This is a genomic window from Apilactobacillus kunkeei, from assembly GCF_001421115.1.
In the GTDB taxonomy this organism is placed as follows: Bacteria; Bacillota; Bacilli; order Lactobacillales; family Lactobacillaceae; genus Apilactobacillus; species Apilactobacillus kunkeei_F.
In genome coordinates this window covers 327,441-350,187 of record NZ_JXCW01000004.1, presented here as the reverse complement: position 1 = coordinate 350,187, position 22,747 = coordinate 327,441, and the positions used below count along the sequence as shown (strand labels likewise).

General features: G+C 36.3%; 23 protein-coding genes. 21 read left to right on the top strand and 2 right to left on the bottom strand.

Annotation, left to right across the window (positions count from 1 at the left end):
• Positions 1-21 precede the first annotated feature (21 nt).
• Positions 22-1,821, top strand: a complete 1,800-nt coding sequence (gene pepF, locus RZ55_RS04480) for an oligoendopeptidase F (protein WP_057175866.1) — start codon at positions 22-24, stop codon at positions 1,819-1,821.
• A 37-nt stretch (positions 1,822-1,858) separates the two neighbouring features.
• On the opposite strand, the gene RZ55_RS04475 is transcribed toward pepF, so the two are convergent.
• A complete protein-coding gene (locus RZ55_RS04475; protein WP_053792833.1) occupies positions 1,859-2,500 on the bottom strand; it encodes a DsbA family protein in 642 nt (213 codons plus the stop codon).
• 179 nt (positions 2,501-2,679) lie between these two features.
• Between RZ55_RS04475 and RZ55_RS04470 the strand changes: the two genes are divergently transcribed.
• From RZ55_RS04470 to RZ55_RS04445, 6 genes are all read left to right on the top strand, one after another.
• Positions 2,680-3,312 carry a GTP pyrophosphokinase gene (locus RZ55_RS04470; RefSeq protein WP_057175865.1) on the top strand — a complete coding sequence of 211 codons (633 nt, stop codon included), beginning with the start codon at positions 2,680-2,682 and terminating at the stop codon, positions 3,310-3,312.
• 2 nt (positions 3,313-3,314) lie between these two features.
• Positions 3,315-4,124 (top strand): NAD kinase, encoded by an 810-nt coding sequence (locus RZ55_RS04465; protein WP_034531818.1) that lies wholly within the window; start codon positions 3,315-3,317, stop codon positions 4,122-4,124.
• Positions 4,117-5,004: an RluA family pseudouridine synthase gene (locus RZ55_RS04460; protein ID WP_057175864.1), complete on the top strand. Its 888-nt coding sequence runs from the start codon at positions 4,117-4,119 to the stop codon at positions 5,002-5,004. The genes RZ55_RS04465 and RZ55_RS04460 overlap by 8 nt, the downstream gene beginning before the upstream one ends.
• Before the next feature lie 95 nt (positions 5,005-5,099).
• The gene (locus tag RZ55_RS04455; RefSeq protein WP_057175863.1) at positions 5,100-5,951 is read left to right on the top strand and encodes a methyltransferase domain-containing protein; all 852 of its coding nucleotides are present in this window, start codon (positions 5,100-5,102) and stop codon (positions 5,949-5,951) included.
• 15 nt (positions 5,952-5,966) lie between these two features.
• Positions 5,967-6,479 carry a tRNA (cytidine(34)-2'-O)-methyltransferase gene (locus tag RZ55_RS04450; protein ID WP_034531812.1) on the top strand — a complete coding sequence of 171 codons (513 nt, stop codon included), beginning with the start codon at positions 5,967-5,969 and terminating at the stop codon, positions 6,477-6,479.
• Between the two features lie 19 nt (positions 6,480-6,498).
• Positions 6,499-8,871, top strand: coding sequence for a DNA translocase FtsK (locus RZ55_RS04445; protein ID WP_057175862.1), 2,373 nt, complete (start codon positions 6,499-6,501; stop codon positions 8,869-8,871).
• Between the two features lie 39 nt (positions 8,872-8,910).
• Here the strand turns inward: RZ55_RS04445 and RZ55_RS07185 are convergent, their stop codons facing one another.
• Positions 8,911-9,030, bottom strand: a complete 120-nt coding sequence (locus tag RZ55_RS07185; protein WP_080695541.1) for a DUF4044 domain-containing protein — start codon at positions 9,028-9,030, stop codon at positions 8,911-8,913.
• A 116-nt stretch (positions 9,031-9,146) separates the two neighbouring features.
• Between RZ55_RS07185 and RZ55_RS07350 the strand changes: the two genes are divergently transcribed.
• The 14 genes from RZ55_RS07350 (at position 9,147) to RZ55_RS04380 (ending at position 22,603) form a co-directional block, all read left to right on the top strand.
• The gene (locus RZ55_RS07350; protein ID WP_080695540.1) at positions 9,147-9,497 is read left to right on the top strand and encodes a DUF3397 family protein; all 351 of its coding nucleotides are present in this window, start codon (positions 9,147-9,149) and stop codon (positions 9,495-9,497) included.
• A gap of 172 nt (positions 9,498-9,669) precedes the next feature.
• Positions 9,670-10,095 (top strand): division/cell wall cluster transcriptional repressor MraZ, encoded by a 426-nt coding sequence (gene mraZ, locus RZ55_RS04440; protein WP_034531808.1) that lies wholly within the window; start codon positions 9,670-9,672, stop codon positions 10,093-10,095.
• Positions 10,096-10,113: 18 nt separating this feature from the next.
• Entirely contained in the window at positions 10,114-11,061 is a 948-nt protein-coding gene (rsmH, locus tag RZ55_RS04435) for a 16S rRNA (cytosine(1402)-N(4))-methyltransferase RsmH (protein WP_034531806.1), read from the top strand.
• A 20-nt stretch (positions 11,062-11,081) separates the two neighbouring features.
• A complete protein-coding gene (locus RZ55_RS04430; protein WP_041152401.1) occupies positions 11,082-11,459 on the top strand; it encodes a hypothetical protein in 378 nt (125 codons plus the stop codon).
• A complete protein-coding gene (locus tag RZ55_RS04425; protein ID WP_054483614.1) occupies positions 11,456-13,609 on the top strand; it encodes a penicillin-binding transpeptidase domain-containing protein in 2,154 nt (717 codons plus the stop codon). The genes RZ55_RS04430 and RZ55_RS04425 overlap by 4 nt, the downstream gene beginning before the upstream one ends.
• Before the next feature lie 21 nt (positions 13,610-13,630).
• Complete coding sequence (gene mraY / locus RZ55_RS04420) at positions 13,631-14,587, top strand: phospho-N-acetylmuramoyl-pentapeptide-transferase (protein ID WP_034531845.1); 957 nt, start codon at positions 13,631-13,633, stop codon at positions 14,585-14,587.
• Between the two features lie 23 nt (positions 14,588-14,610).
• On the top strand, positions 14,611-15,990 hold the full coding sequence (murD, locus tag RZ55_RS04415) for a UDP-N-acetylmuramoyl-L-alanine--D-glutamate ligase (RefSeq protein ID WP_057175861.1): 1,380 nt from the start codon (positions 14,611-14,613) through the stop codon (positions 15,988-15,990).
• Complete coding sequence (gene murG, locus RZ55_RS04410) at positions 15,990-17,081, top strand: undecaprenyldiphospho-muramoylpentapeptide beta-N-acetylglucosaminyltransferase (RefSeq protein WP_054483610.1); 1,092 nt, start codon at positions 15,990-15,992, stop codon at positions 17,079-17,081. Before murD ends, murG begins: the two co-directional genes overlap by 1 nt.
• A gap of 15 nt (positions 17,082-17,096) precedes the next feature.
• Entirely contained in the window at positions 17,097-17,984 is an 888-nt protein-coding gene (locus tag RZ55_RS04405; RefSeq protein ID WP_057175860.1) for a cell division protein FtsQ/DivIB, read from the top strand.
• 109 nt (positions 17,985-18,093) lie between these two features.
• Complete coding sequence (gene ftsA, locus RZ55_RS04400) at positions 18,094-19,455, top strand: cell division protein FtsA (protein WP_034531792.1); 1,362 nt, start codon at positions 18,094-18,096, stop codon at positions 19,453-19,455.
• A 29-nt stretch (positions 19,456-19,484) separates the two neighbouring features.
• Positions 19,485-20,717 carry a cell division protein FtsZ gene (gene ftsZ, locus RZ55_RS04395; RefSeq protein WP_053791875.1) on the top strand — a complete coding sequence of 411 codons (1,233 nt, stop codon included), beginning with the start codon at positions 19,485-19,487 and terminating at the stop codon, positions 20,715-20,717.
• 38 nt (positions 20,718-20,755) lie between these two features.
• Positions 20,756-21,160, top strand: a complete 405-nt coding sequence (locus RZ55_RS04390) for a cell division protein SepF (protein ID WP_034534475.1) — start codon at positions 20,756-20,758, stop codon at positions 21,158-21,160.
• A 1-nt stretch (position 21,161) separates the two neighbouring features.
• On the top strand, positions 21,162-21,944 hold the full coding sequence (locus tag RZ55_RS04385; protein ID WP_054483606.1) for an RNA-binding protein: 783 nt from the start codon (positions 21,162-21,164) through the stop codon (positions 21,942-21,944).
• Between the two features lie 17 nt (positions 21,945-21,961).
• Entirely contained in the window at positions 21,962-22,603 is a 642-nt protein-coding gene (locus RZ55_RS04380) for a DivIVA domain-containing protein (protein ID WP_053791873.1), read from the top strand.
• The last annotated feature ends 144 nt before the right edge of the window (positions 22,604-22,747 follow it).

Sequence of the window (22,747 nt, the reverse complement as noted above, 5' to 3'; positions counted from 1 at the left end):
ATTTCAAAAGGCGGTGTTTTTATGAGTGAAGTACAACAATTACCAAAGAGATCAGAAGTACCAGAAAAATTAACCTGGGATTTAACAACTATTTATAAGACAGACGATGACTTTGAAGCGGATTTCAAAGAATGCGCCAAAGAAGTCGCAGCTGTTGAAAAGTTAAAGACTGATCATTTTGATGCCAAAACACTTTTAAGTGACTTAAAAGCAATCGAAAAACTAGAACGTGAAGTTGAAAAATTATATGTATATTCATCATTGAATAGTGATGCTGATACATCAAATTCAGAATACCAAAGCATGAATGCAAGATGTGCCGATTTAGCATCTAAAGCATCATCAGCACTAGCATGGTTTGAACCAGCGGTTTTAAACATAAGTGATGATGACCTAAATAAGATGCTATCTGAAGAATCAGAATTAGCAGATTACACACACTATTTTGATGAATTATTCAGCCAAAAGGATCATATATTAGATGCTGAACACGAAAAAATTCTATCAAGTTTAGGTAATATATTTGATATTCCTTCAAACGTCTATGGCGTGATGACCAATTCAGACTTGAAGTTCCCAGTTGTATCAGACGAAGATGGTAATAAGGTCGAACTATCAAACGGGGTCTACAGTAAGTTACTAGAATCCACAGACAGAAGTATTCGTAAGGAAGCATTCCAACAGTTATACACAGTTTATAACCAATTCAAGAACACATTAGCATCAACACTTTCTGGTGAAGTGAAGGTGCATAACTTTAGAGCTTCAATGCGTCACTTTAGTTCAGCTAAGGAAGCTGCATTGAGCAATAATCACATCGATGAAAAGGTATACCAACAATTAATCGACACTGTTAATAAGTACCTACCTTTACTACATCGTTACGTTAAACTAAGAAAGAAATTACTTTCTTTAGATGAAATGCACATGTATGACTTATACACACCTTTATTCGGTAATTCACCAATCTCATACAACTTTGATGAAGCCAAGGAAGAATCAATTAAGGCATTATCAATTCTTGGGGATGATTACATTGATCACATCAAGGAAGAATTTAACAATCGTTGGATTGATGTAGTTGAAAACAAGGGAAAGAGAAGTGGGGCATACTCATCAGGAGTATACGACACTAATCCATACATTCTTTTAAACTGGCAAGATAACCTTGATAACTTGTTTACACTGGTTCACGAATCAGGTCACAGTATGCACAGTTACTACACAACCCATAATCAACCATTCCAATATGGTGATTACTCAATCTTCTTAGCCGAAATCGCATCAACAACTAACGAAAATATCTTAACTGATTATCTTTTGAAGAATACCGATGATGTTGAAGTTAAGAAGTACGTATTAAATCACTTCCTAGATGGTTTCAAAGGAACCATTTTCAGACAAACTCAATTTGCTGAATTTGAAGACTTTGCCCACCAACAAGAACAAGCGGGCAATCCACTAACTGCTAAGATGTTAAGTGATTTCTACTACAAGCTAAACCAACGCTACTACGGTGATGGAGTGGTATCTGATCCAGAAATTGCATACGAATGGGCCAGAATTCCGCACTTCTACATGAATTACTATGTATATCAATACGCAACTGGTTTCGCAGCCGCCATTGATTTATCAGATGGCATCTGTAAAAATGACCAAGAAGCAATTGATAAATACATCGGCTACCTAAAATCAGGTAGTTCTGATTATCCATTGAACGTGATGAAAAAAGCTGGTATCGACATGACTACTGCCGACTACCTAGAAAATGCATTCAAGGTCTTTGAAGAAAGATTAAATGAATTAGAATCATTAATTTAATAACAAAAAAGCTTCCAACTTTTCGTTGGAAGATTTTTTATTTTAGAACACGAAGGTGTTTCATTTTAGTTTCTTTTAGACTGCTTTCACTTAACGCATCCTTCAAGTATTCGGGAGTTAAGTTCTTATCACAGCATGCATTGAATAATGTTGAGTATTCAATGTCATCAGTTAAAATACCATCATCGTTTCCTTCACAGTTGAAGATAACAGCTGAGGCTGGTTTTTCAATCTTCATGTTTTGGACCAAATCTTGGTCTTTTTTGATTGATTTCTTAGCAAGGTTTGAACGACGATCTTCCTTAAACATTTCAACATCTAGACCGCATTTCTTGGCAATTGCAATTGCCATTTCGTCTGAGTAGATGGAACCTTCAGTCAATAGTTTATCCTGAATCGCTGTTAAGAACTTACGTCCTTTTTTCATACCTTGGAATAAGGCAGCCTTATAATCTAAGACAACGTTTCTGTATAAGGCAGAAAGTTCTTCAGAAGATAATCGCTTTTTAAGTTGATTGTTTGAGTTGCAGAAGTCGGTTTGGACAACCTTTAGATTGTAAATCGGAATGAACTGCAACTTAAATTTTGAATCAACGTCTTCAGAAATCTGTAAAACGGTATTTTCTGAATTCCTGCATGCTTTACACAATGGATCTATAAACAGAAATAGTTCAAACACTTTTATCCCTCCATTAAGATTTTTGTTTCGTTCTATGAATTCCATTAAATAGAATACCAAATACACCGGTAAATACAACCATTTCGCTCATAAACGGTAAAAAATTGTTTGCTTTTTTACTTCTTGAATAGTGTGGTAAAATAATGTAGTAAATTAGGTTTAACAAGGAGGTTAGCCTAGTGATAAAAAACTGGAGTGACTTTTTATTCCCATATGAACAAGCCGTAGGTGAATTAAAGGTCAAATTAAGAGGAATTCGTAAAGAATTCATTCAATCGGATAAAAGAAGTCCGATTGAGTTTGTTACTGGTCGAGTCAAACCAATCGACAGTATTAAAGAAAAAATGAAACGCCGCTATGTATCAGAAGATCGTTTATCTCAAGATATGGAAGATATTGCGGGACTTAGAATTATGTGTCCATTTGTTGATGACATTTATGTGGTTGTCGACATTCTTAGAAGAAGAAGCGATATTAATATTTTGGAAGAACGTGATTATGTTAATCGTGAAAAAGCTAGTGGATATCGTTCATACCATATTGTTTTTGAGTATCCAATCGAATTAGTCGGTGGAGAAAAGAAAATTTTAGCCGAAATTCAGGTAAGAACACTTGCTATGAATTTCTGGGCAACAGTAGAACATTCTCTAAATTACAAGTACAATGGTGCATTCCCAGAAGGATTGAAGAAGCGTCTTCAACAATCTGCGGAAACAGCATTCAAGTTGGATGAAGGGATGTCTGAAATCAGAGATGAGTTAATTGAAACTCAAGAAGATGGAACCAAAAATGAACATAATAGGGATGAATAGTTATGAAGGTTGCAATTTATAGTAACGACGGATTTACATCCAAAGAGGTTGCTACACAATTAAAAGAAAAAATTGATGCGTCTGAAAAACTTGAATACGATGGATTAAATCCGCAAATTGTGATTTCCGTTGGGGGAGACGGAACACTTTTGTCAGCTTTTCATCATTATCGCGATGCAATTAGCAAGATTCGCTTTGTGGGAATCCATACTGGCCACCTTGGTTTTTACACCGACTGGCGTGACTACGAAGTAAAAGAACTAGTCGACAGTTTGGAAGACGATAATGGTCAAAGCGTTAGCTATCCATTGCTATCAATCAAGGTTCAATACACCGATGGTGGACCAGACGATAGTTTCGTTGCGCTAAATGAATCTACCTTAAAACGCATTAATGGAACAATGGTTACTGATATTTACATCAAGGATGAATTCTTTGAAAAATTTAGAGGGGATGGACTTTGTGTTTCCACACCAACCGGTTCTACCGCTTATAACAAGTCAGTTGGTGGGGCAATCATCAATCCTCAACTAAACGCCATTCAAGTATCCGAAATGGCATCAATCAATAACCGTGTCTTTAGAACATTGGGTTCACCTGTAATTGTGCCACCTGATGAAACAATCACAATTGTTCCCGATTCACCAAAGCACAACATTTTAACTTGTGACCAGTTATTGATTTCTGATCGTCCAATTAAATCAATTTCATATTCCATCTGCAACGATAGAATTTACTTCGCCCAATATCGTCATACCCATTTCTGGAAACGTGTAAGTAATTCATTCATCGGAGTTCACGAGGATGACTAGTTTCACCTGGTCCAATCAACAGGACAGTCCCATCCGATTAAGAACTTTCTTACGCCAAAATGGTATTTCGCGCACATTATTGAAACAGATTAAATTCGAAGGCGGCAAAATCGTAGTCAACGGAACCGAAGAGAAGGTCAATTATATGTTGGCACAAGGCGACGAGGTAACCATCACGTTACCTCCTGAACCAGCCAATGACATTATTGCCGTATCAAATCTACCAATCAACATTTTGTATGAAGATGATCACTTCTTGGTTGTGGATAAACCAGCTCACGTGGCATGTTTACCATCTCATTTATATAAAAATGATACGATTGCTAATCGAGTGAAGGGATACTTCCTAAGACAAGATTACGATAATCAAAAAATTCATATCGTTAATAGATTAGACATGGATACTAGTGGGATTATCATTTTCGCCAAGCATCACTTTGCGCATTCGGTATTGGATAAACAAATGCAACACCATCAAATTGAAAAGATGTATGTCGCAATTGTGGAAAATCCACTGAACGACAAACATCTAGAAATTAATCTACCGATTGAGCGACAACCTGGTTCGTTTATCAAAAGATGTGTGATGGATGGTGGAAAACCTTCCAAGACGGAGGCGTGGGTGGTTAAAAATACACCTAGTCACTCATTGGTTAAGATTAAGCTGCATTCTGGTCGAACCCATCAAATCAGGGTTCACTTTGAAGCAATCGGTCATCCATTAATTGGTGATTGGCTTTACAATCCAGACAACCATGAGTTGGATCGTCAGGCACTACACTGCTACAAAATGAAATTTTATAATCCGTTTACACAACAAGACGTAGTCTGTGAATCAAAAATTCCTACAGACATGTCGACAATTATTCAAGGCTTCTAATATCTTGGTATTAGGGTCTTTTTTTAGTTCCTGTAAATGAAGACTTTACGAATATGATATACTTATATATTGAATTGGATAAGGATGATTTAGATATGAAAAAAATCGAAATTGCAAAGCAATTTTTAAAACAAAATATCGATTTATTTAGATGCCCAGTATGTAAAGAATCATTTATTAACCAAGTTGATAATTCAATCGTTTGTCCTAACAATCACTCATTGGATATTTCCAAAAAAGGAACCATTCAATTTATTAACCATAAGGTGAATACAGAATATGATGGGGATATGTTAGAATCAAGACGAAGAATTATGCAGGCTGGTTTCTTCGATGGGATTTTACAAAAGATTAATGAAATGATCGATGCCGGGCATAAGAACATCGTCGACATCGGTAGTGGGGAAGGAACACCACTAAAACGTTTAGAAGACTTAAGAAAAAACATGGATAGTGCGATTGGTTTTGATATTTCTAAACCAGGGGTCAATCTATCAACCAGTGAATTAAGCGACCAAATGTTTTTCTGTGTTGCTGACTTGGCGAACCTTCCATTTAATGATCAAAGCATTGATATTATTATGGATTTATTTTCACCATCAGCTTACAAGGAATTCAATCGAATCATTGCACCAAATGGTCACTTGATTAAGATTGTGCCAAACTCACATTACCTATTTGAATTGCGTCAAAAGCTTTATGGTAATGATAGCGAAAATAGTAGCTATGATAACCAAAAAGTTGTCGATTTATTTATGGAGCATTATCCAAATGCGAAGAAATACGATGTCAAATACACCGTTGAGTTACCCAAGGAGTTAACTCACGATTTAATGATTATGACACCACTTCATTGGGGCCATAATGCGAAAGATTTAACACAAGCAGAGGTTGAATCACTAACATCAATCACAGTTGATGTATCAATATTAGATAATCAGTTTTAAAGCGAGGAAAAATTTATGACTAACCATATTGTTTTATTTGAACCATTAATGCCAGCCAACACTGGTAACATTGCTAGAACATGTGCTGGTACCGACACTGTTTTGGATTTAATCAAGCCACTAGGATTTTCAGTTGATGACAAGCATCTAAAAAGAGCTGGACTAGACTACTGGGACAAGGTTGATATTAACTATCACGAAAGCTTACCAGCATTCATGAATACTTTAGGCGAAAAGGACAAACTTTACTTAGTATCTAAGTTTGCTAACCACGACTACACAGATCGTGATTACACAGACGATGACTACAACTACTACTTCATGTTTGGTAAGGAAACCACTGGATTACCTGAAATGTTCATGCGTGATAATGAAGAAAAGGCAATCAGAATTCCACAAGATGACACTCACATTCGTGCACTGAACCTATCAAACACATGTGCCATCGTTATTTACGAAGCATTAAGACAACAATCATTTCCAAATCTTGAAAGAACACACAAGTACGAATACGACAAACTAAAATAAATGATAAGGGGTAATCAATTTGGCAAAGAGAAAAACAAGCGCGCGTAAAAAGAAAAAAACAACCACCAATGCCAAATTATTTAATATCGATAGCAAGTATCAAAATCATATTATCGGATTTGTTATGATTTTGGTTAGTGCATTCAGTCTCTTTAAATTGGGCTTTTTAGGAATCACTTTCGATAATATCGTTAGATTCTTTATCGGAGATAGTAGTCCATTTGGATTATTGATCGCACTAGTAGTCGGTTTTATCTACCTAATTAAAGGACCTAAGCTGGAATATAATAAGCGTTGGATAATTGGTGGAACCATTTTTTACCTTGGTTTAACACTGTTCTTATCAGCATTATTGTTTTCAAACAGTAGCGACAATGGCTTTATATCAAAGACACTATCTTTAATTAGTCAGGATTTCATTCACCTAACCGATGCTTCATCAGTTGGTGGTGGAATGATTGGGGCATGCTTATTAGTAGTATTTGATTTCTTGGTTTCAATTCTGGGATCAGAAATTCTATCAATTATTATGATGATTGTCGGATTAATCGTATTCTTTAACGTTCCAATGAATAAAGTCATGGATAACGTTAGAAAGTACTCCGAAGAATCATCACAAAAGATTGGGTCTGCTATCGAAGAACGTAAGCAACGCCGTTTAGAAGCAAAAGAAGATAATCAAGATGACGAAGAACCAAGCGAAGACGTTAATCCAATGTCTAGGGTTCAAAGAAGAAAGAACCCATCTGCTACTGAAGAAAATCCTAAGATTAAGCTTTCGGGTTGGATGGATAATGAACCTGAAAAACCAGAGGTAAAGAGTAAGCCGGAAGCTAACTTGGATCGTTCCGACTTCAAGTCAGCAGACGACTACAATCAAGATACTAGAAACAAACCAAAACTATCTGAAATTATCAATGGACACACCGAAAATAATAGTAAGGGAATCGATATTAAGGATATTGATGATTCCAACTATCAATTGCCACCTATTGGCTTGTTATCCGATGTGGCTAGAAGTGACCAAAAAGATGAGTTTAAAAACATCGACCACAATACAACCGTATTGAAGAAGACATTGAACAGTTTTGGTGTTGACGCCGAAATTAAGAATGTTAACTTGGGACCTTCAGTTACCGAATATGAATTACACCCAGCAATCGGTGTTAAGGTTAGCAAGATTGTTAACCTAGCAGACGACTTGGCCTTGGCATTAGCAGCTAAGGACATTCGTATTGAAGCACCAATTCCTGGTAAATCATTAATCGGGATTGAAGTACCAAACAAGAAGGTCGCAATGGTGTCATTTAAGGATGTTGTCAAAACATCTCAACAATCCAAGCATGGATTATTGACAGTGCCATTGGGAAGAAACGTTAGTGGGGATGTTATTACAACCGACCTAACTAAGTTGCCTCATCTATTAATCGCTGGTTCAACCGGTAGTGGTAAGTCCGTTGCCATCAACGGAATTATTACCAGCATTTTAATGAATGCTAAACCTAGCGAAGTTAAGATGATGCTAATTGATCCTAAGAAGGTTGAACTAGGAATTTACAACGGGATTCCACACTTGCTATCACCAGTTGTTTCAGAACCTAAGAAGGCAGCAAGAGCCCTTAACAAGGTTGTTGCTGAAATGGAACACAGATATGACTTGTTTGCTAAGCATAATCAAAGAAAGATTAGTACTTTTAATGAATATGTAAAAGGGATGACCGAAGAAGAACGTGGCGATTTAAAACCACTTCCATACATCGTTGTTGTTGTTGATGAATTGGCTGACTTGATGATGACTGTTTCAAATGACGTTGAAGGTGCCATCATTAGATTGGCGCAAATGGGACGTGCTGCCGGAATTCACATGATTTTGGCAACTCAACGTCCATCAGTTGACGTTATTACTGGTTTAATTAAGTCTAACGTGCCATCTAGAATTGCTTTCGCCGTTTCAAGTGGGATTGATTCTAGAACTATCCTAGATACTAATGGTGCCGAAAAACTATTAGGTCGTGGGGATATGTTATATCTACCAATTGATAAGAATAAGCCAAGCCGTGTGCAAGGTGCATTTATATCTGATCAAGATGTTGAAAATGTGGTAGATTATATTAAAGAACAACAACCTGCCGAATATGACGACGATATGATTGTTACGGATGAAGAAATCAAGGTCGACGAGGAAAACGAAGATCAAGACGACTTATTCGATGACGCACTAGCCTTTGTTGTAAAAGAACAAAAGGCAAGTACATCATTGTTACAACGTAACTTTAGAATCGGTTATAATCGTGCAGCTAGAATTATTGATGACTTAGAACAACGTGGTTACATTGGCCCTCAGGAAGGAAGTAAACCGAGAGAGGTTTATAAACAACCTGATAATGACTAAAAAAATGGAACCCATCATTTTGATAGGTTCCATTTTTTATTAGTTTTCAAATAGTTGGAAGGCAGCACCTAGTACTAAACCACCAACAGTTGAGATAATCATTAACCAAACAAAAATCATGGTAATGATTTGAAATCTAGATTTCTTTTTCTTAGCCATTATTAACACCACTTTCCGCAATTAATAATATATTTTAAAGTTTACAGTTCATCAGCGAATAATGCAAACTAATTCATATTGAGGTGATTGTTATTTCTCCGTTTGGATTTTTGACCATGGTATTAGTTCAGGTGGTATTTTTATTCCTATTTTCATTACTGTTCAATATCGTCAAAAAAATTATTAGCAAACTTTATAAGATTTCGATTAGAGCGAGTGATTTCTTTCCAATTATCATGAGCTATTATATCTACCAATTATCATTGGATAAACACGATCAATCGTTCTTACCATATGTATGGTTAGGACTTGTTATCATTGGGATTATCTACGCAATCTACTACTTGTTTACACGTAGTAATGCCAAAGTGGGGATTTTTTACAAATTCTTGTGGAGATTTTCAGTAATTTACTTTTTTGTGGTCTGGTCCTCCACCATTTTGATAATTGCAGCAAAAACGCTTTAAAACCTTGAGCTACCAACGTTGGTAGCTCTTTTTTTATTGCCTAAAATTAGTGGATTTTAATCTAAATTTGGTGAAAATTAGTAGATATTGGAAGAAATTTAATAATAAGGTGGTACGAAGTGGTGGATAGTGGTAAAATCAAGGTAATATAAATTGGAAGGAGTGAAGAAGCGTGTTAATGGGTGAATATGAACATTCAATAGATTCAAAAGGGCGCTTGATCATTCCTTCCAAGATTAGATCAGAAATAGGTGCGAACTTCATCATCACACGTGGACTTGATGGATGTTTATTCGGATATCCTATGGATGAATGGAAAAAGGTTCAAGAAAAGATTAACCAACTTCCTGTAAGCAAGAAGTCAGCAAGATACTTTTCACGTTTTCTATTCTCAGCCGCCGACGAAAGTAAGGTCGATAGCCAAGGAAGAATTAACATTCCAGATACTTTGATTAACTACGCTGGTATCGAAAAGAAATGTGTGATTGTGGGGGTTTCCACAAGAATTGAAATCTGGAGCAAGGAAAAGTGGGACGAATTCTCAGCAACTGCTGGTGAAGAGTTCGACGACATTGCTGAAGACTTAATTGATTTTTAGAAAAGAAGGTGACTAATTATGACGGAATTTCATCATGAAACTGTACTACTTAAAGAAGCAGTTGACGGATTAAATATTAAACCCGATGGCATTTACATCGACTGTACCCTCGGTGGGGGAGGTCACAGTGCCCGAATTTTGTCACAATTAACATCTGGTCATCTTTATTCATTCGATCAAGATGAAGTGGCAATTGAATATAACAAAACTAACCTCAAGAAATACATAGATGAAGATAAGGTTACCTTTGTTAGAAGCAACTTTAGATACATTCAAGAAGAAATGAACAAATTAGGAATTCAATCTGTTGATGGAATTCTGTATGACTTAGGAGTTTCATCTCCACAGTTTGATGACGCAAGTAGAGGTTTTAGTTATCAACACGATGCACGATTAGATATGCGAATGGATCAGAGAAATCCATTGGACGCATGGAAAATCGTCAACGAATGGCCATACGAAAAATTAGTGAAGATTTTCTTCCGTTATGGAGAAGAAAAATTTTCTAAGCAAGTTGCAAGAGCGATTGAAAGGAACCGAGAAAACCATTCAATTGATACAACCGAACAACTTGTTGATGTCATTAAGGAAGGAATTCCAGCCGCGGCTAGACGTCACGGTGGTCATCCTGCCAAGAAAGTCTTTCAGGCATTGAGAATTGCCGTGAACGACGAACTGGGTGCTTTGGAAGAATCATTGGAAAAAGCAATCGATTTAATTGATGTAAACGGAAGAGTGAGCGTCATTACTTTCCAATCATTAGAAGATCGATTAGTTAAGACAATGTTTAAGGAAAAGACCACGATTGAAGATTTACCAAGTGGTTTACCAATCATTCCAGATGACATGAAACCAGACTACAAACTAATTAATAGAAAACCAATACTACCGAGTGATGACGAATTGAGAGATAATCATCGTTCGCATAGTGCAAAATTGAGAGTTATTGAGAGAATTAATAAATAATAGAGAGAAGAGTTAATCTGATGGCACAAAATAATCTAGCTAATAGCGTATACGCTACCCCTGGTTATTACTCCGCAGGGGAACAACAAAAACAACAAAATCCAGAAGTAAAATCAAATGTAAGACTTGGATTGTCAAAATTTGAAAAAACTGTTGTAATATTAGGATGTTCACTTGTATTCTTTTTAATGGTTGGTCTAGTTGGTGAAAAGATTGCACTAGGTAACCACGCCACAGAACTTCAAGTAACAACTAATTTATTAGGCAAGGTTAAAGATGATAACAGTACACTAAAGCAAGAAGTAAGTGAACTTCAAAGCGGAAATCGTCTACAAAAAATTGCTAAACAAGCCGATTTATCTTTGTCCAATAAAAACGTAAGGAATGTTAGCAAATGAATAAATTAAATAATCGGAACAAACAAAAAAAACGCCGAGAAAACCGTAGCCGCTATGGACAATTTTTACTATTGCTATGTCTAGGCGTTTTTTTGTGTATGGTATTGAGATTTACATATGTATCAGTATTTAAAAACGTTGGTGGATACAACCTAAGCGAAATGGCGAAGAGTTTGTACACTCAAAGCAACGTTATTTCTGCTAAACGTGGAACTATTTATGATGCAAACGGTCAACCTCTTGCTGAAGACACTAATGTTTATACAATGTATGCCATCTTGAATAAGAAACAAGTTGGTTTGGATAACAAGCCAATGTACATCACTGATAAGGAAAAAGCTGCCAAAGCCATTTCTTCAGTGTTGCCAATTTCTTATAAGCAAGCATTAAAGGATCTAAATCCTAGTACCAACGCATTCCAAGTTGAATTTGGTTCAGCCGGTACTAACATTTCATTAACTCAAAAACAAAAACTAGATTCATACCACATCTCAGGTTTGAATTTCTTACAACAACCATCAAGACTATATCCAAACGGTGTCTTTGCTTCTCACATCATTGGATATGCGTCTGCTAACTCAAACTCTAGCGATAGCAAAGTTTCACTAACTGGTCAAATGGGAATCGAAAAGGTATATAACGAACTATTGACTGGTAAGAACGGATACAAGACCACTCAACTAAACAACGCAGGTGTTGAAGTTGATAACGGTGAAAGTGTTAACAAACCAGCTAAAAATGGTGACGATGTTTACACTACTTTAGACTATCGTCTTCAATCACTACTAGAAACTGAAATGACCAGTGTTTACAACCAAGTTCATCCAAAGACAATGAATGCCGTTTTGATGAACGCCAAAACTGGTGACATTTTAGCTGCTACTCAACGTCCTACATTTAACGCTACTACCAAGCAGGGACTAAGCAGTATCTGGCGTAACACATTGATCCAGGATTCATACGAACCTGGTTCAACAATGAAGATTTTCACTGTTGCATCATCAATTAACAGTGGTCACTATAATGGAAATTCCACATATCATTCTGGTAAATACCTAGTTGATGGTAAGGTCGTTCCTGACTGGAATACTAATGGTTGGGGTAACATTACTTACAACAAAGGTTTCGCATTATCAAGTAACGTTGCCATGGCTCATCTTGAACAACAAATGGGTGCCAAGACGTGGCGCAACTACATGAATCGTTTCCAATTTTTTACTTCAACTAACTTAGGTTTCCCTGGAGAAGAAACAGGAAGCGTTCAATTTAACTACCCAATCGAACAAGCTAATACAGCGTTTGGACAAGGTATCCAAGTTAATGCAATGCAAATGATGAGAGCATTAACTTCAATCGCTAACGGTGGTACAATGTTACAACCAAGACTTGTTACAAAGATTGTGGATCCAAAGACCAAGAAGGTCATTAAATCATATCCAAAGAAGGTAGTTGGTCATCCAATTACCGCAAGCACAGCAAAACAAGTTATTCAGCATATGGAAGATGTTGTTTATAAATCATATGGTATTGGTGGAGCATACAAGATTCCAGGTTACAAGATTGCCGCAAAGACTGGTACTGCCCAAGTCAGTGATGGTAAGTCTGGATACGAATCTGGTGACGATAGTTACCTATACTCAGTTGCCGGAATTGCACCAGCAAATAATCCAAAATACATCTTATATATAACAATGAAACAACCTCATCTAACTGGAACTAAGACAGCTTCACAATTAATGGCTGAAATCTTTAACCCAGTGATGAGATTAGCATTGGAAGAAAACGTAAATGCTGAAAGTGAAAATAGTCTAAAGGTTCCAAGCATTACTGGTAAGTCTACTAGTGAAGCTAAGGCAGAACTAAAAGCTGCTGGTTTGAAATACGCAATTATTGGTGACGGGGATAAAGTATTAGATCAATCAATTGATGCCAACGAAAAAGTTTCAAAGAATCGAATGGTAATCGTTCAAACCAACGGCAGTAAGACGATGGCTAACCTAAAGGGCTGGTCTAGATATGATGTTGCGACATACTGTCGAATGGCAGGTATTGGTGCCGAACTTGACGGTGATGGATATGCCTACAAGCAATCCGTCAAACCGGGGGCAAGTCTAGACGGTGGAACCAAGGTAACCATAAAATTTAAATAGGGGATTGAAATCAGGATGTTTATGAATATTGTTTTACCAATCATAATTAGTTTTTTAATTACATTAATCTTTATGCCATCTCTAATTGGCTACTTCAGAAGAAAGCATGAAGGCCAAATGATCAGAGAAGAAGGACCAAAGTGGCATGAAAAGAAATCAGGAACACCTACAATGGGTGGTCTTCTTTTCATCATCGCAATCATTATTGCGTCACTAATTAGTGGTGGGGTTGCTCATATGATGAACCCAACACTATTAATCCTATTGTTCATATTAGTATTGTACGGATTATTAGGAATGTGGGACGATAGTATTAAGCTATTTAGACGTCAAAATGAAGGTCTAAAAGCATGGCAAAAACTAGCGGGTCAAATCGTAGGTGGATTAATCTTCACTTTTGTTTATGCACACCACTTCCCACTAGCATTAAAGATTCCATTTATGGGTGATTTACACCTTGGTTGGTTCTACGCAATTTTCATCATCTTCTACCTAACTGGTTTCTCAAACGCAGTTAACTTAACTGATGGGTTAGATGGTCTAGTTAGTGGATTATCAATCATTGCCTTCCTAGCTTATGCAGTTGTTGCATTAGTTCAACACCAAATGGATGTTGCAATTTTCTGTTTTGCAGTAGTTGGTGCCCTATGTGCATTTATGGTATTCAACCACAAGCCAGCTAAGATTTTCATGGGAGACATGGGATCATTAGCACTTGGTGGTTCATTAGCTGCCGTATCAATTCTGGTTCATCATGAACTTTCATTGATATGGATTGGTTTCATGTTTGTATTGGAAACATTGAGTGTAATGATTCAAGTTACATCATTCAAACTTACTGGTAAGAGAGTCTTCTTAATGTCACCAATCCACCACCATTTTGAAATGCTAGGTTGGTCAGAATGGAAGATTGATATTGTCTTCTGGTCTGCAGGTGCTATTTTGGCAATTACCGGAGTTTTATCAATTATTTTATAATAATATTTTTGGGAGCATGAATTATGAAAAATATTGACGATTATCAAAATAAAAACATACTAGTTTTAGGTGCAGGAATGAGTGGAATCAATGCATCTAAACTATTAAAACAATTAAACGCTAACGTTTGGTTAAATGACGCTAATCCTTTGAAATCGGACGCAAAAGAAGAGTTAGAAAAAATTGGCGTTGAGGTAATTGATGCTAAACAAAGTCCAAAGATTTTAGATGATTACAATTTTGATTTAATCGTCAAGAACCCTGGAATTTTTTACGATAATGAATTAATCAAAGAAGCAATTAAAAGAAATATTCCAATCACAGTTGAAGTTGAAATTGCCAGTCAAGTCAGTGAAGCACCAATCGTCGGTGTAACTGGTAGTAATGGTAAAACCACTGTTTCAACTATGATTAATGACATCCTAAACGAAGAAAGAACTAATGGACATTCATACGTTGCAGGAAACATTGGTGTTCCAGCAAGTACTGTTACCACTAAGGCAACTAAGGATGATGACATTGTATTAGAACTATCTAGTTTCATGCTAGTTGGTATTAAGACATTACATCCACACATTGCCGTTTTAAATAACGTTTTCTCTAACCATCTTGACTACCATAAGACCAGAGAAAACTACGTTAACGCCAAAATGCGCATTACCGAAAATCAAGATGAAAACGACTACTTCGTTGTTAACTTTGATAATGAAGAATGGCGTGAATTGAGCAAACGTAGCAAAGCTAAGGTTGTTCCTTTCTCATACGATGCAGTAAGTACCGATGGTGCTTATGTAAAAGATGAACAAATCTTCTTTAAAGATGAATTCGTTATGAACGTCGATGAAATTAGAGTGCCTGGTCAACAAAACGTACAAAATGCTTTAGCAGCGATTGCTGTTGCCAAGATTATGGGCAAGAGTAACTCTGCAATCAAGAAGGCACTAAGTACATTTGGTGGTGTCAGACATCGTGTCCAATACGTATTAACTGCCGATGGTAGAAAGTTCTACAATGATTCCAAGGCTACAGATATTGAAGCAACTCAAGTGGCTTTAAGAAGTTTTAAAGATAATGTTGTTTTAATTGCCGGTGGATTAGATCGTGGTTATACTTTCGAAAAACTAGAAAAGGACTTTGCCGACCACGTTAAGGCAATCACTTTATTTGGTGAAACTAAGGACTTGTTAGCAGACACTGCTAAGAAGGCCGGTGTTAAAAACATCAAGATTGTAAACAACATGAAAGAAGCTGTGGATGAAGTATGGGCAATGAGTGAAGAAGGCGACATTGTTCTATTGTCTCCAGCTAACGCTAGTTGGGATCAATATGATACCTTTGAACAAAGAGGGGACGAATTCATCCAACTAGTAGAACAAAAAACAGGTAGAAAGGAAGAAAACTAATGAGACTAATGATTTCAGGTGGAGGAACTGGTGGCCACATCTATCCTGCACTAGCATTAATTGAAGAACTTCGCAGAGTTGATCCTGATGCTGAAGTTTTATACGTTGGATCAACTAGAGGATTGGAAAAGGATATCGTTCCAAAGCACAACATTGCTTTTGAAGAATTAGAAATCCAAGGATTCAAACGTTCTCTTTCTTTATACAACGTAAAAACCGTTAGTTTGTTTTTAAAGAGTCTACATAAATCAAAGAAGTTAATTAAAAAATTCAAACCAGATATCGTGATTGGAACTGGTGGATACGTTTCTGGAGCCGTTGTTTATGCCGCTTCACAAATGAAGATTCCAACAATGATTCACGAACAAAATAGTGTTGTTGGTTTAACTAACCGTTTCCTAAGCAAACACGTTGACAAGATTGCCGTTGGATTCGAAGATGCCATCAGTCAATTCCCTAAGGAAAAGACCGTGTACACAGGTAACCCACGTGCCCAACAAGTAGCAAACTTAAAATCTGATTTTTCTTGGGACCAATACGGATTAAAAAATGATGTTCCAACACTTTTAATCTTTGGTGGTAGCCAAGGTGCGTTGAAGATTAATAAAGTTGTTTGCGAAAGTATTCGTCAATACAACGAAAAGAATTACCAAGTCGTGTTTGTTACTGGTAAGAAGCGTTATGATGACGTTATGGAACAACTAAAAGGACAAACAATTAACGATAATATCGTAATTAAGGATTACATTGCTGATATGCCAAACGTTTTACCAAAGGTTGATGCAATCGTTGGTAGAGCAGGGGCTACTAGTTTAGCTGAAATTACTGCTCTTGGAATTCCATCAGTGTTAATTCCAAGTCCATACGTTACCGCTGATCATCAAACCAAGAATGCCTTGAGTTTGGTGAAAAACAATGCCGCATTAATCATTACTGAAAATGATTTAAATGCGAAGACATTAATTGAAAATTCTGACTTTATCATGAACGATAAGGAAAAGAGAAATGAAATGGCTGAAAACTCTAGAAAAATGGGTTGTCGTGATGCCGCAAGTCGTCTGTTGGAAGTTGCAAAGTCAATTTGCCGTTAATGGAGGAACTTTACTATGAAGTCTAAATTATTTTCCTCAAAAAAATCCTCGAATAGGGCTTCAAGAATATCCGATGATTTTGTTGAATTGCATAAGCAAAAGATAAAAAATAAAATGAAATCTTCCTCATATATCATCATTCCGTTGGTAGTGTTGCTACTAATCTTGATTTATTTGGTTTCACCAATGAGTCGAATTAGCAGTATTAGCATTAATGGAAACGGATATATCTCTCAAGGAGATATTAAGAGAGAACTTCAGTTAGATGAAGGGGACAGTATTTTTAAAGTGATCGGTCATAAAAATAAAATTAACCAAAGGGTTATTAATGATGATCATCGCGTTAAATCGTTAGATTTTAAATTTACGGGATTTAATCATCTTTCTGTTTCATTTTCACCATACAAAGAAATTGGTTATGAAACTCGTGGCAACAAGCAGTATCTAATATTAGAAAATGGAAAGGTTACTAATATTGCTGTAAAGAATCCTAATGATTCTAAGATGCCTTATATAGTTAAATTTAATAATCAGTCATTATTAAAATCAATGATTGAAAAGTATGTAAAGCTACCTAAGGACATCAGAGACAACATTCGTGTCATTTCATACTCACCAACTAAGGTGTACCCAGATGAATTACACGTTTATATGCGAGATGGTAATCGCGTTATTATCTTAATGCATGATTTTAATGATAAGATGGGTTTCTATCGCTCAATCGCCACTCAATTAAAAACAAAAAGTGTTATTAATTTAGAGGTTGGTGCCTACTCATTCCCAATCAATGATGAGAAAAAAAGTAGCAATACAACCACTAAAGCATCTACTAAAACTAAGCTAAAAGAAACGCTAAATAAGGATGCAAAGAAAACAACAACTACAACTAAAAAAAGAAACTAATAATGGTTCTTTAGAGTTGTCTACTCTTGTGTTAAAATTAACTTATAACTAACTTAAATATAAACTAGAGTATCTAAGAATAATTATGCTTAATTGGAGGTTCCCTTAGATAATGAATTCAGAAATGTATGTTGGATTGGATATTGGAACTACGTCAATTAAGGTGATTGTTGCCGAAAAAGTAAAGGGCCAAATGAACGTTTTAGGTTTAGGAAACGAACGTTCAGAAGGTGTTAGCCGAGGCATCATCGTCGATATTGACAAGGCTTCTGAATCAATTAGAAGAGCTGTTAACCAGGCAGAAGAAAAAGCTGGTATTCAAATTCATGATGTGATTGTTGGTATTCCTGCCAACCAATTAAAGATTGAACCATGCAGTGGTATGGTCGCAATCTCAGATCAATCAAGAGAAATTTCAGATGAAGACGTTAAAAACGTTACTGTATCTGCAATGATTAAAAACCTACCACCAGAAAGAGAAATTATGGATACCTTAGCTGACGAATTCATCGTTGATGGATTTGACGGTATTAAGGACCCAAGAGGTATGGTTGGTGTAAGACTTGAAATGAAAGGTCGTATCATCACTGGACCAAAGACTATCATCCATAATATTAGAAAAGCTGTTCAAAGAGCTGGATTAAATCCATCTTCAATCATCAACATGCCACTAGCACAAGGCATGACCATTTTAGATGATGGAGAACAAGACTTTGGAACTGTTCTAATCGACTTAGGTGGTGGCCAAACAACTGCTTCTGTTGTTCATGATCATCAACTAAAATTCACTACTGTTGATAGTGAAGGTGGAGAATACATCACTAAAGACATTTCTGTTGTGCTTAACACTTCATTAGAAAGTGCCGAAAAAGTTAAACGCGATTACGGTTATGCTGATGAAATTGAAGCATCAGAAAGCAATGAATTTCCAATTGAAGTTGTTGGTCAAAGCCAACCAGTCAGAATTTCTGAAAAATACCTAGCGGAAATCATTCAAGCTAGAGTAGACCAAATCTTTACTAGAATGTACAAGAGTTTAAGCAGTATCTCTGCTTTAAACCTACCTGGAGGTATTGTTCTAACTGGTGGAGTTGCAGCATTGCCTGGAATCTCAGAATTAGCAGCCGATAGATTTGATACTAACGTTAGAGTCTACATTCCAGATCAAATGGGATTAAGACACCCATCATTTTCACTTCCATTGTCACTAGTAACTTATCGTGCTAACATGAGTGAAATTCAAGTGTTAGTAAGATCATCACTAGAGGGCAAAACTGTAGTGAACAACACTCAATCCAATGATGATTTCATTGGTAACGATTATGGCGATGATGTAATCGATAACTCATCTGAATACATTCAACAAGATAATCAACCACAACAACCAAGTAAACCTAAAAAGTCTGGTTCAAAACTAGCTAAAAGTACTAAGGGAAGACTTAAACGCTTTTACCAAGACTTTTTCGAATAAAATAACAGAAGTACACGGAGGAAGTTAAAATGGAATTTTCATTAGATTCTACTGAAAACCAAGGCGCAAAAATTAAAGTTATTGGTGTAGGTGGCGGTGGTAGTAACGCCGTTAACCGTATGATTGCTGAAGATGTTAAAGGTGTTGAATTTATCGTTGCAAATACCGATGTTCAAGCATTAAACACATCAAAAGCTGAAACAAAAATCCAATTAGGACCTAAATTAACTAGAGGTTTAGGTGCAGGTTCTGATCCAGAAGTAGGAACTAAGGCCGCTGAAGAAAGTGAAGAAGCCATCTCAGAAGCACTTCAAGGTGCAGATATGGTATTCGTAACTGCCGGAATGGGTGGTGGTACTGGTAACGGTGCTGCTCCAATCGTGGCAAAGATTGCTAAGGACTCAGGTGCCTTAACTGTCGGTGTTGTTACAAGACCATTTACTTTTGAAGGACCAAGAAGATCCAAATATGCTGCTGAAGGTGTTTCAGCATTAAAGGAAAACGTTGATACTTTAATCGTAATTGCCAACAACCGTCTATTAGAAATGGTTGATAAGAAGACACCTATGATGGAAGCCTTCCAAGAAGCTGACAACGTATTAAGACAAGGTGTTCAAGGTATTTCAGACTTAATTACTAGTCCTGGATACGTTAACTTGGACTTTGCTGATGTTAAGACTGTTATGCAAAACACTGGTTCAGCACTTATGGGTGTTGGTACTGCTACAGGTGAAAACAGAACTGCAGAAGCAACCAAGAAGGCTATTTCTTCACCATTGCTAGAAGTTTCAATCGATGGTGCAAAACAAGTATTATTAAACATCACTGGTGGCCCAGACATGTCACTATTTGAAGCCCAAGATGCTTCAGACATTGTTGCTCAAGCTGCAACTAGCGATGTAAACATTATCTTTGGTACTTCAATTGATGAAGACCTAGGCGACGAAATCAAGGTTACTGTTATTGCTACAGGAATCGAAACAAGTCCAGAAGAACTACTAAATGGCCAAGCACGTCCATCAAGAGTTTCAGAAACTCCTGGTAAGGTAGTTAGTCCAAGACATCACAAGGAAGACCAAGGTAACGTTAGAACTAACGACGAAAACACAGATAGCGACAAGCCATCTGACACACGTTTTGAAAACGTACAAAAGAAAGAATTTGATCCATTTGATGCTAACAACTCAAGTGACAATCAAAAGGAAGATAAATCAAGCGATGACGATTTACCTCCATTCTTCAAATTCCGTCGTAAGAACTAATCACTTTTTCTAGATTTCTTTGAAGGGAATGAATTGAAATGACAGCTAAGTTTAGTTTTAGTAAATTCTTCGGAACTGATTACGATCAAGACGAAGACTTTTACGAAGAAGATAACTCCCAAGTGGAGAACAATGATAAGGTAGTTTCAATTAGCAAAAACTCAAGTCAAAGTCGTAATAGCAAAATTTCCGTCTTTGAACCTAAGATTTATGCTGATGTAAAAACAATTGCGCAAAAATTAATAGATAACAATGCTGTAATCATTAATTTTGATGCTGCTAGCGATGAAGCAACTAGAAGAATTATTGATTTCTTAAACGGAGTTGTTTTCACTATTGATGGAAATATTGAGAGAATTTCTGAATTAGTCTTTCTTTTCACTCCACACAACTACTATGTAGACGGAGAAATCAGAAAAGAAATGAATGAACGTTTAAGATAAAATGGATAAAAATATTGAACAGCATTTTAGAAAAGAAGAAGTTCCGTTCATCGATTCTTGTGCAGATTTAATTGATGAGTCAATTAATCAATATCGTCCAATCCTAACTAAGTTTTTAAACCCTAGACAGGTTTATATTTTAACGACCTTAGTTAATCGCCATAGCGATTTATCAGTCGCCTTTTTCGGGGGATATCCAAATTCGGAAATGAAACGTGGCTTGATATATCCTGAATACTTCGAACCATCTGAAGATGATTATCAAGTTAAGTTATTTGAAATTAGATATCCGGTAAAGTTCTCAAAATTACGCCACAGTAAGATATTGGGAACTTTATTAGGTTCAGGTGTTGAGAGATCAACAATTGGCGATATTTTAACTGACGGTACAAGATGGCAATTCCTATGCACAAGAGAAATTGCTGACTTCTTGAAAATGCAAATTAGCTCAATTGGTAAAACAAAGGTTTCACTGATTGAAACAAAATTTTCGGACGTAATTACGCCGGAAAATGAATGGAGAGATGAGTCAACTACTCTATCATCATTTAGAATGGATAACTTAATTTCGGAAGGATTTAACATATCCAGAAATGATGCCAAAGAGTTAGTTAGTCATCAAAAGGTTCACCTTAACTGGGCGGTAAACAGTCGACCGGATTACGAAATTACAACACACGATGTTGTATCGGTTAGAAGATTCGGCCGCATTCGTTTAAAGCGTCAGGAAGGCCAAACCAAAAAAGGTAAATATAGAGCCATTATTTCTGTATTAAAAAAATAGGTTGGAGGAGAGATACAATGGTACTTAGCCCACAAGATATTCATAATAAAGAGTTTTCTGTAAAAATGAGAGGTTACAATATTGACGAGGTAAACGAATTCTTAGATCGTATTATCAAGGATTACCAATTAACTTTATCCGAAAATATCGATATGAAGAACCGTTTGAAACAAACTGAAGATGAACTAAAATACTTTAATGGTATGAAGGATTCATTGAATCAATCAATTATCATTGCACAAAATGCTGCTGATAAGGTTAAAGTTGAAGCTCAAAACGAAGCCAACAACGTAACTGAACAATCAAGAAAACAAGCTGATGAAATTTTGAATGATGCTAGCGTTAAGGCTAAAGACATCGTTGAAAATATCTCAAACCAATCTAAAGCACTACTTATTGCAAATGATGATTTAAGAAAGACTACTGAATCATTCAGAGAAAAGATCAGAACTTTACTTGAAAGCCAAATGCAATTTGTTAACAGTCCAGAATGGGATCAAATGATTTCCGGAATTGACGGTAACTTCGACAAGGTTAACGAACAAATTAATAACCTTGACAATTTTAAGGAAACAGTTGTACAATCTGAAGGTAAAGAAATGCCAGCAGATGCAACTATTAAGATTTATCCTGATGGCTCATTCAAAGCAATTGAATAACTTGAGATAGAGAATAGAAAGCTTAGAATTCGACACAATATAGCGAGCTGACAAATGGTGGAAGGTCAGTTGTAAATCATTCTATGCAGATCACCTCTGGCTAATCTCTTTTAATGTAGTAAATAAAGATGGGATATTATTTTT

Excerpts from the sequence above, each read along its gene's own strand:
- RZ55_RS04465 (WP_034531818.1), top strand. The coding sequence starts at position 3,315 with ATGAAGGTTGCAATTTATAGTAACGACGGATTTACATCCAAAGAGGTT.
- RZ55_RS07185 (WP_080695541.1), bottom strand. The coding sequence starts at position 9,030 with ATGGCTAAGAAAAAGAAATCTAGATTTCAAATCATTACCATGATTTTT.
- murG (WP_054483610.1), top strand. The coding sequence starts at position 15,990 with ATGAGACTAATGATTTCAGGTGGAGGAACTGGTGGCCACATCTATCCT.
- RZ55_RS04390 (WP_034534475.1), top strand. The coding sequence starts at position 20,756 with ATGACAGCTAAGTTTAGTTTTAGTAAATTCTTCGGAACTGATTACGAT.
- pepF (WP_057175866.1), top strand. The coding sequence starts at position 22 with ATGAGTGAAGTACAACAATTACCAAAGAGATCAGAAGTACCAGAAAAA.
- RZ55_RS04380 (WP_053791873.1), top strand. The coding sequence starts at position 21,962 with ATGGTACTTAGCCCACAAGATATTCATAATAAAGAGTTTTCTGTAAAA.
- RZ55_RS04430 (WP_041152401.1), top strand. The coding sequence starts at position 11,082 with ATGGCACAAAATAATCTAGCTAATAGCGTATACGCTACCCCTGGTTAT.
- rsmH (WP_034531806.1), top strand. The coding sequence starts at position 10,114 with ATGACGGAATTTCATCATGAAACTGTACTACTTAAAGAAGCAGTTGAC.
- RZ55_RS04460 (WP_057175864.1), top strand. The coding sequence starts at position 4,117 with ATGACTAGTTTCACCTGGTCCAATCAACAGGACAGTCCCATCCGATTA.
- RZ55_RS04385 (WP_054483606.1), top strand. The coding sequence starts at position 21,162 with ATGGATAAAAATATTGAACAGCATTTTAGAAAAGAAGAAGTTCCGTTC.
- RZ55_RS04455 (WP_057175863.1), top strand. The coding sequence starts at position 5,100 with ATGAAAAAAATCGAAATTGCAAAGCAATTTTTAAAACAAAATATCGAT.
- ftsZ (WP_053791875.1), top strand. The coding sequence starts at position 19,485 with ATGGAATTTTCATTAGATTCTACTGAAAACCAAGGCGCAAAAATTAAA.
- RZ55_RS04425 (WP_054483614.1), top strand. The coding sequence starts at position 11,456 with ATGAATAAATTAAATAATCGGAACAAACAAAAAAAACGCCGAGAAAAC.
- murD (WP_057175861.1), top strand. The coding sequence starts at position 14,611 with ATGAAAAATATTGACGATTATCAAAATAAAAACATACTAGTTTTAGGT.
- mraY (WP_034531845.1), top strand. The coding sequence starts at position 13,631 with ATGAATATTGTTTTACCAATCATAATTAGTTTTTTAATTACATTAATC.
- RZ55_RS04405 (WP_057175860.1), top strand. The coding sequence starts at position 17,097 with ATGAAGTCTAAATTATTTTCCTCAAAAAAATCCTCGAATAGGGCTTCA.
- RZ55_RS07350 (WP_080695540.1), top strand. The coding sequence starts at position 9,147 with ATGGTATTAGTTCAGGTGGTATTTTTATTCCTATTTTCATTACTGTTC.
- RZ55_RS04450 (WP_034531812.1), top strand. The coding sequence starts at position 5,967 with ATGACTAACCATATTGTTTTATTTGAACCATTAATGCCAGCCAACACT.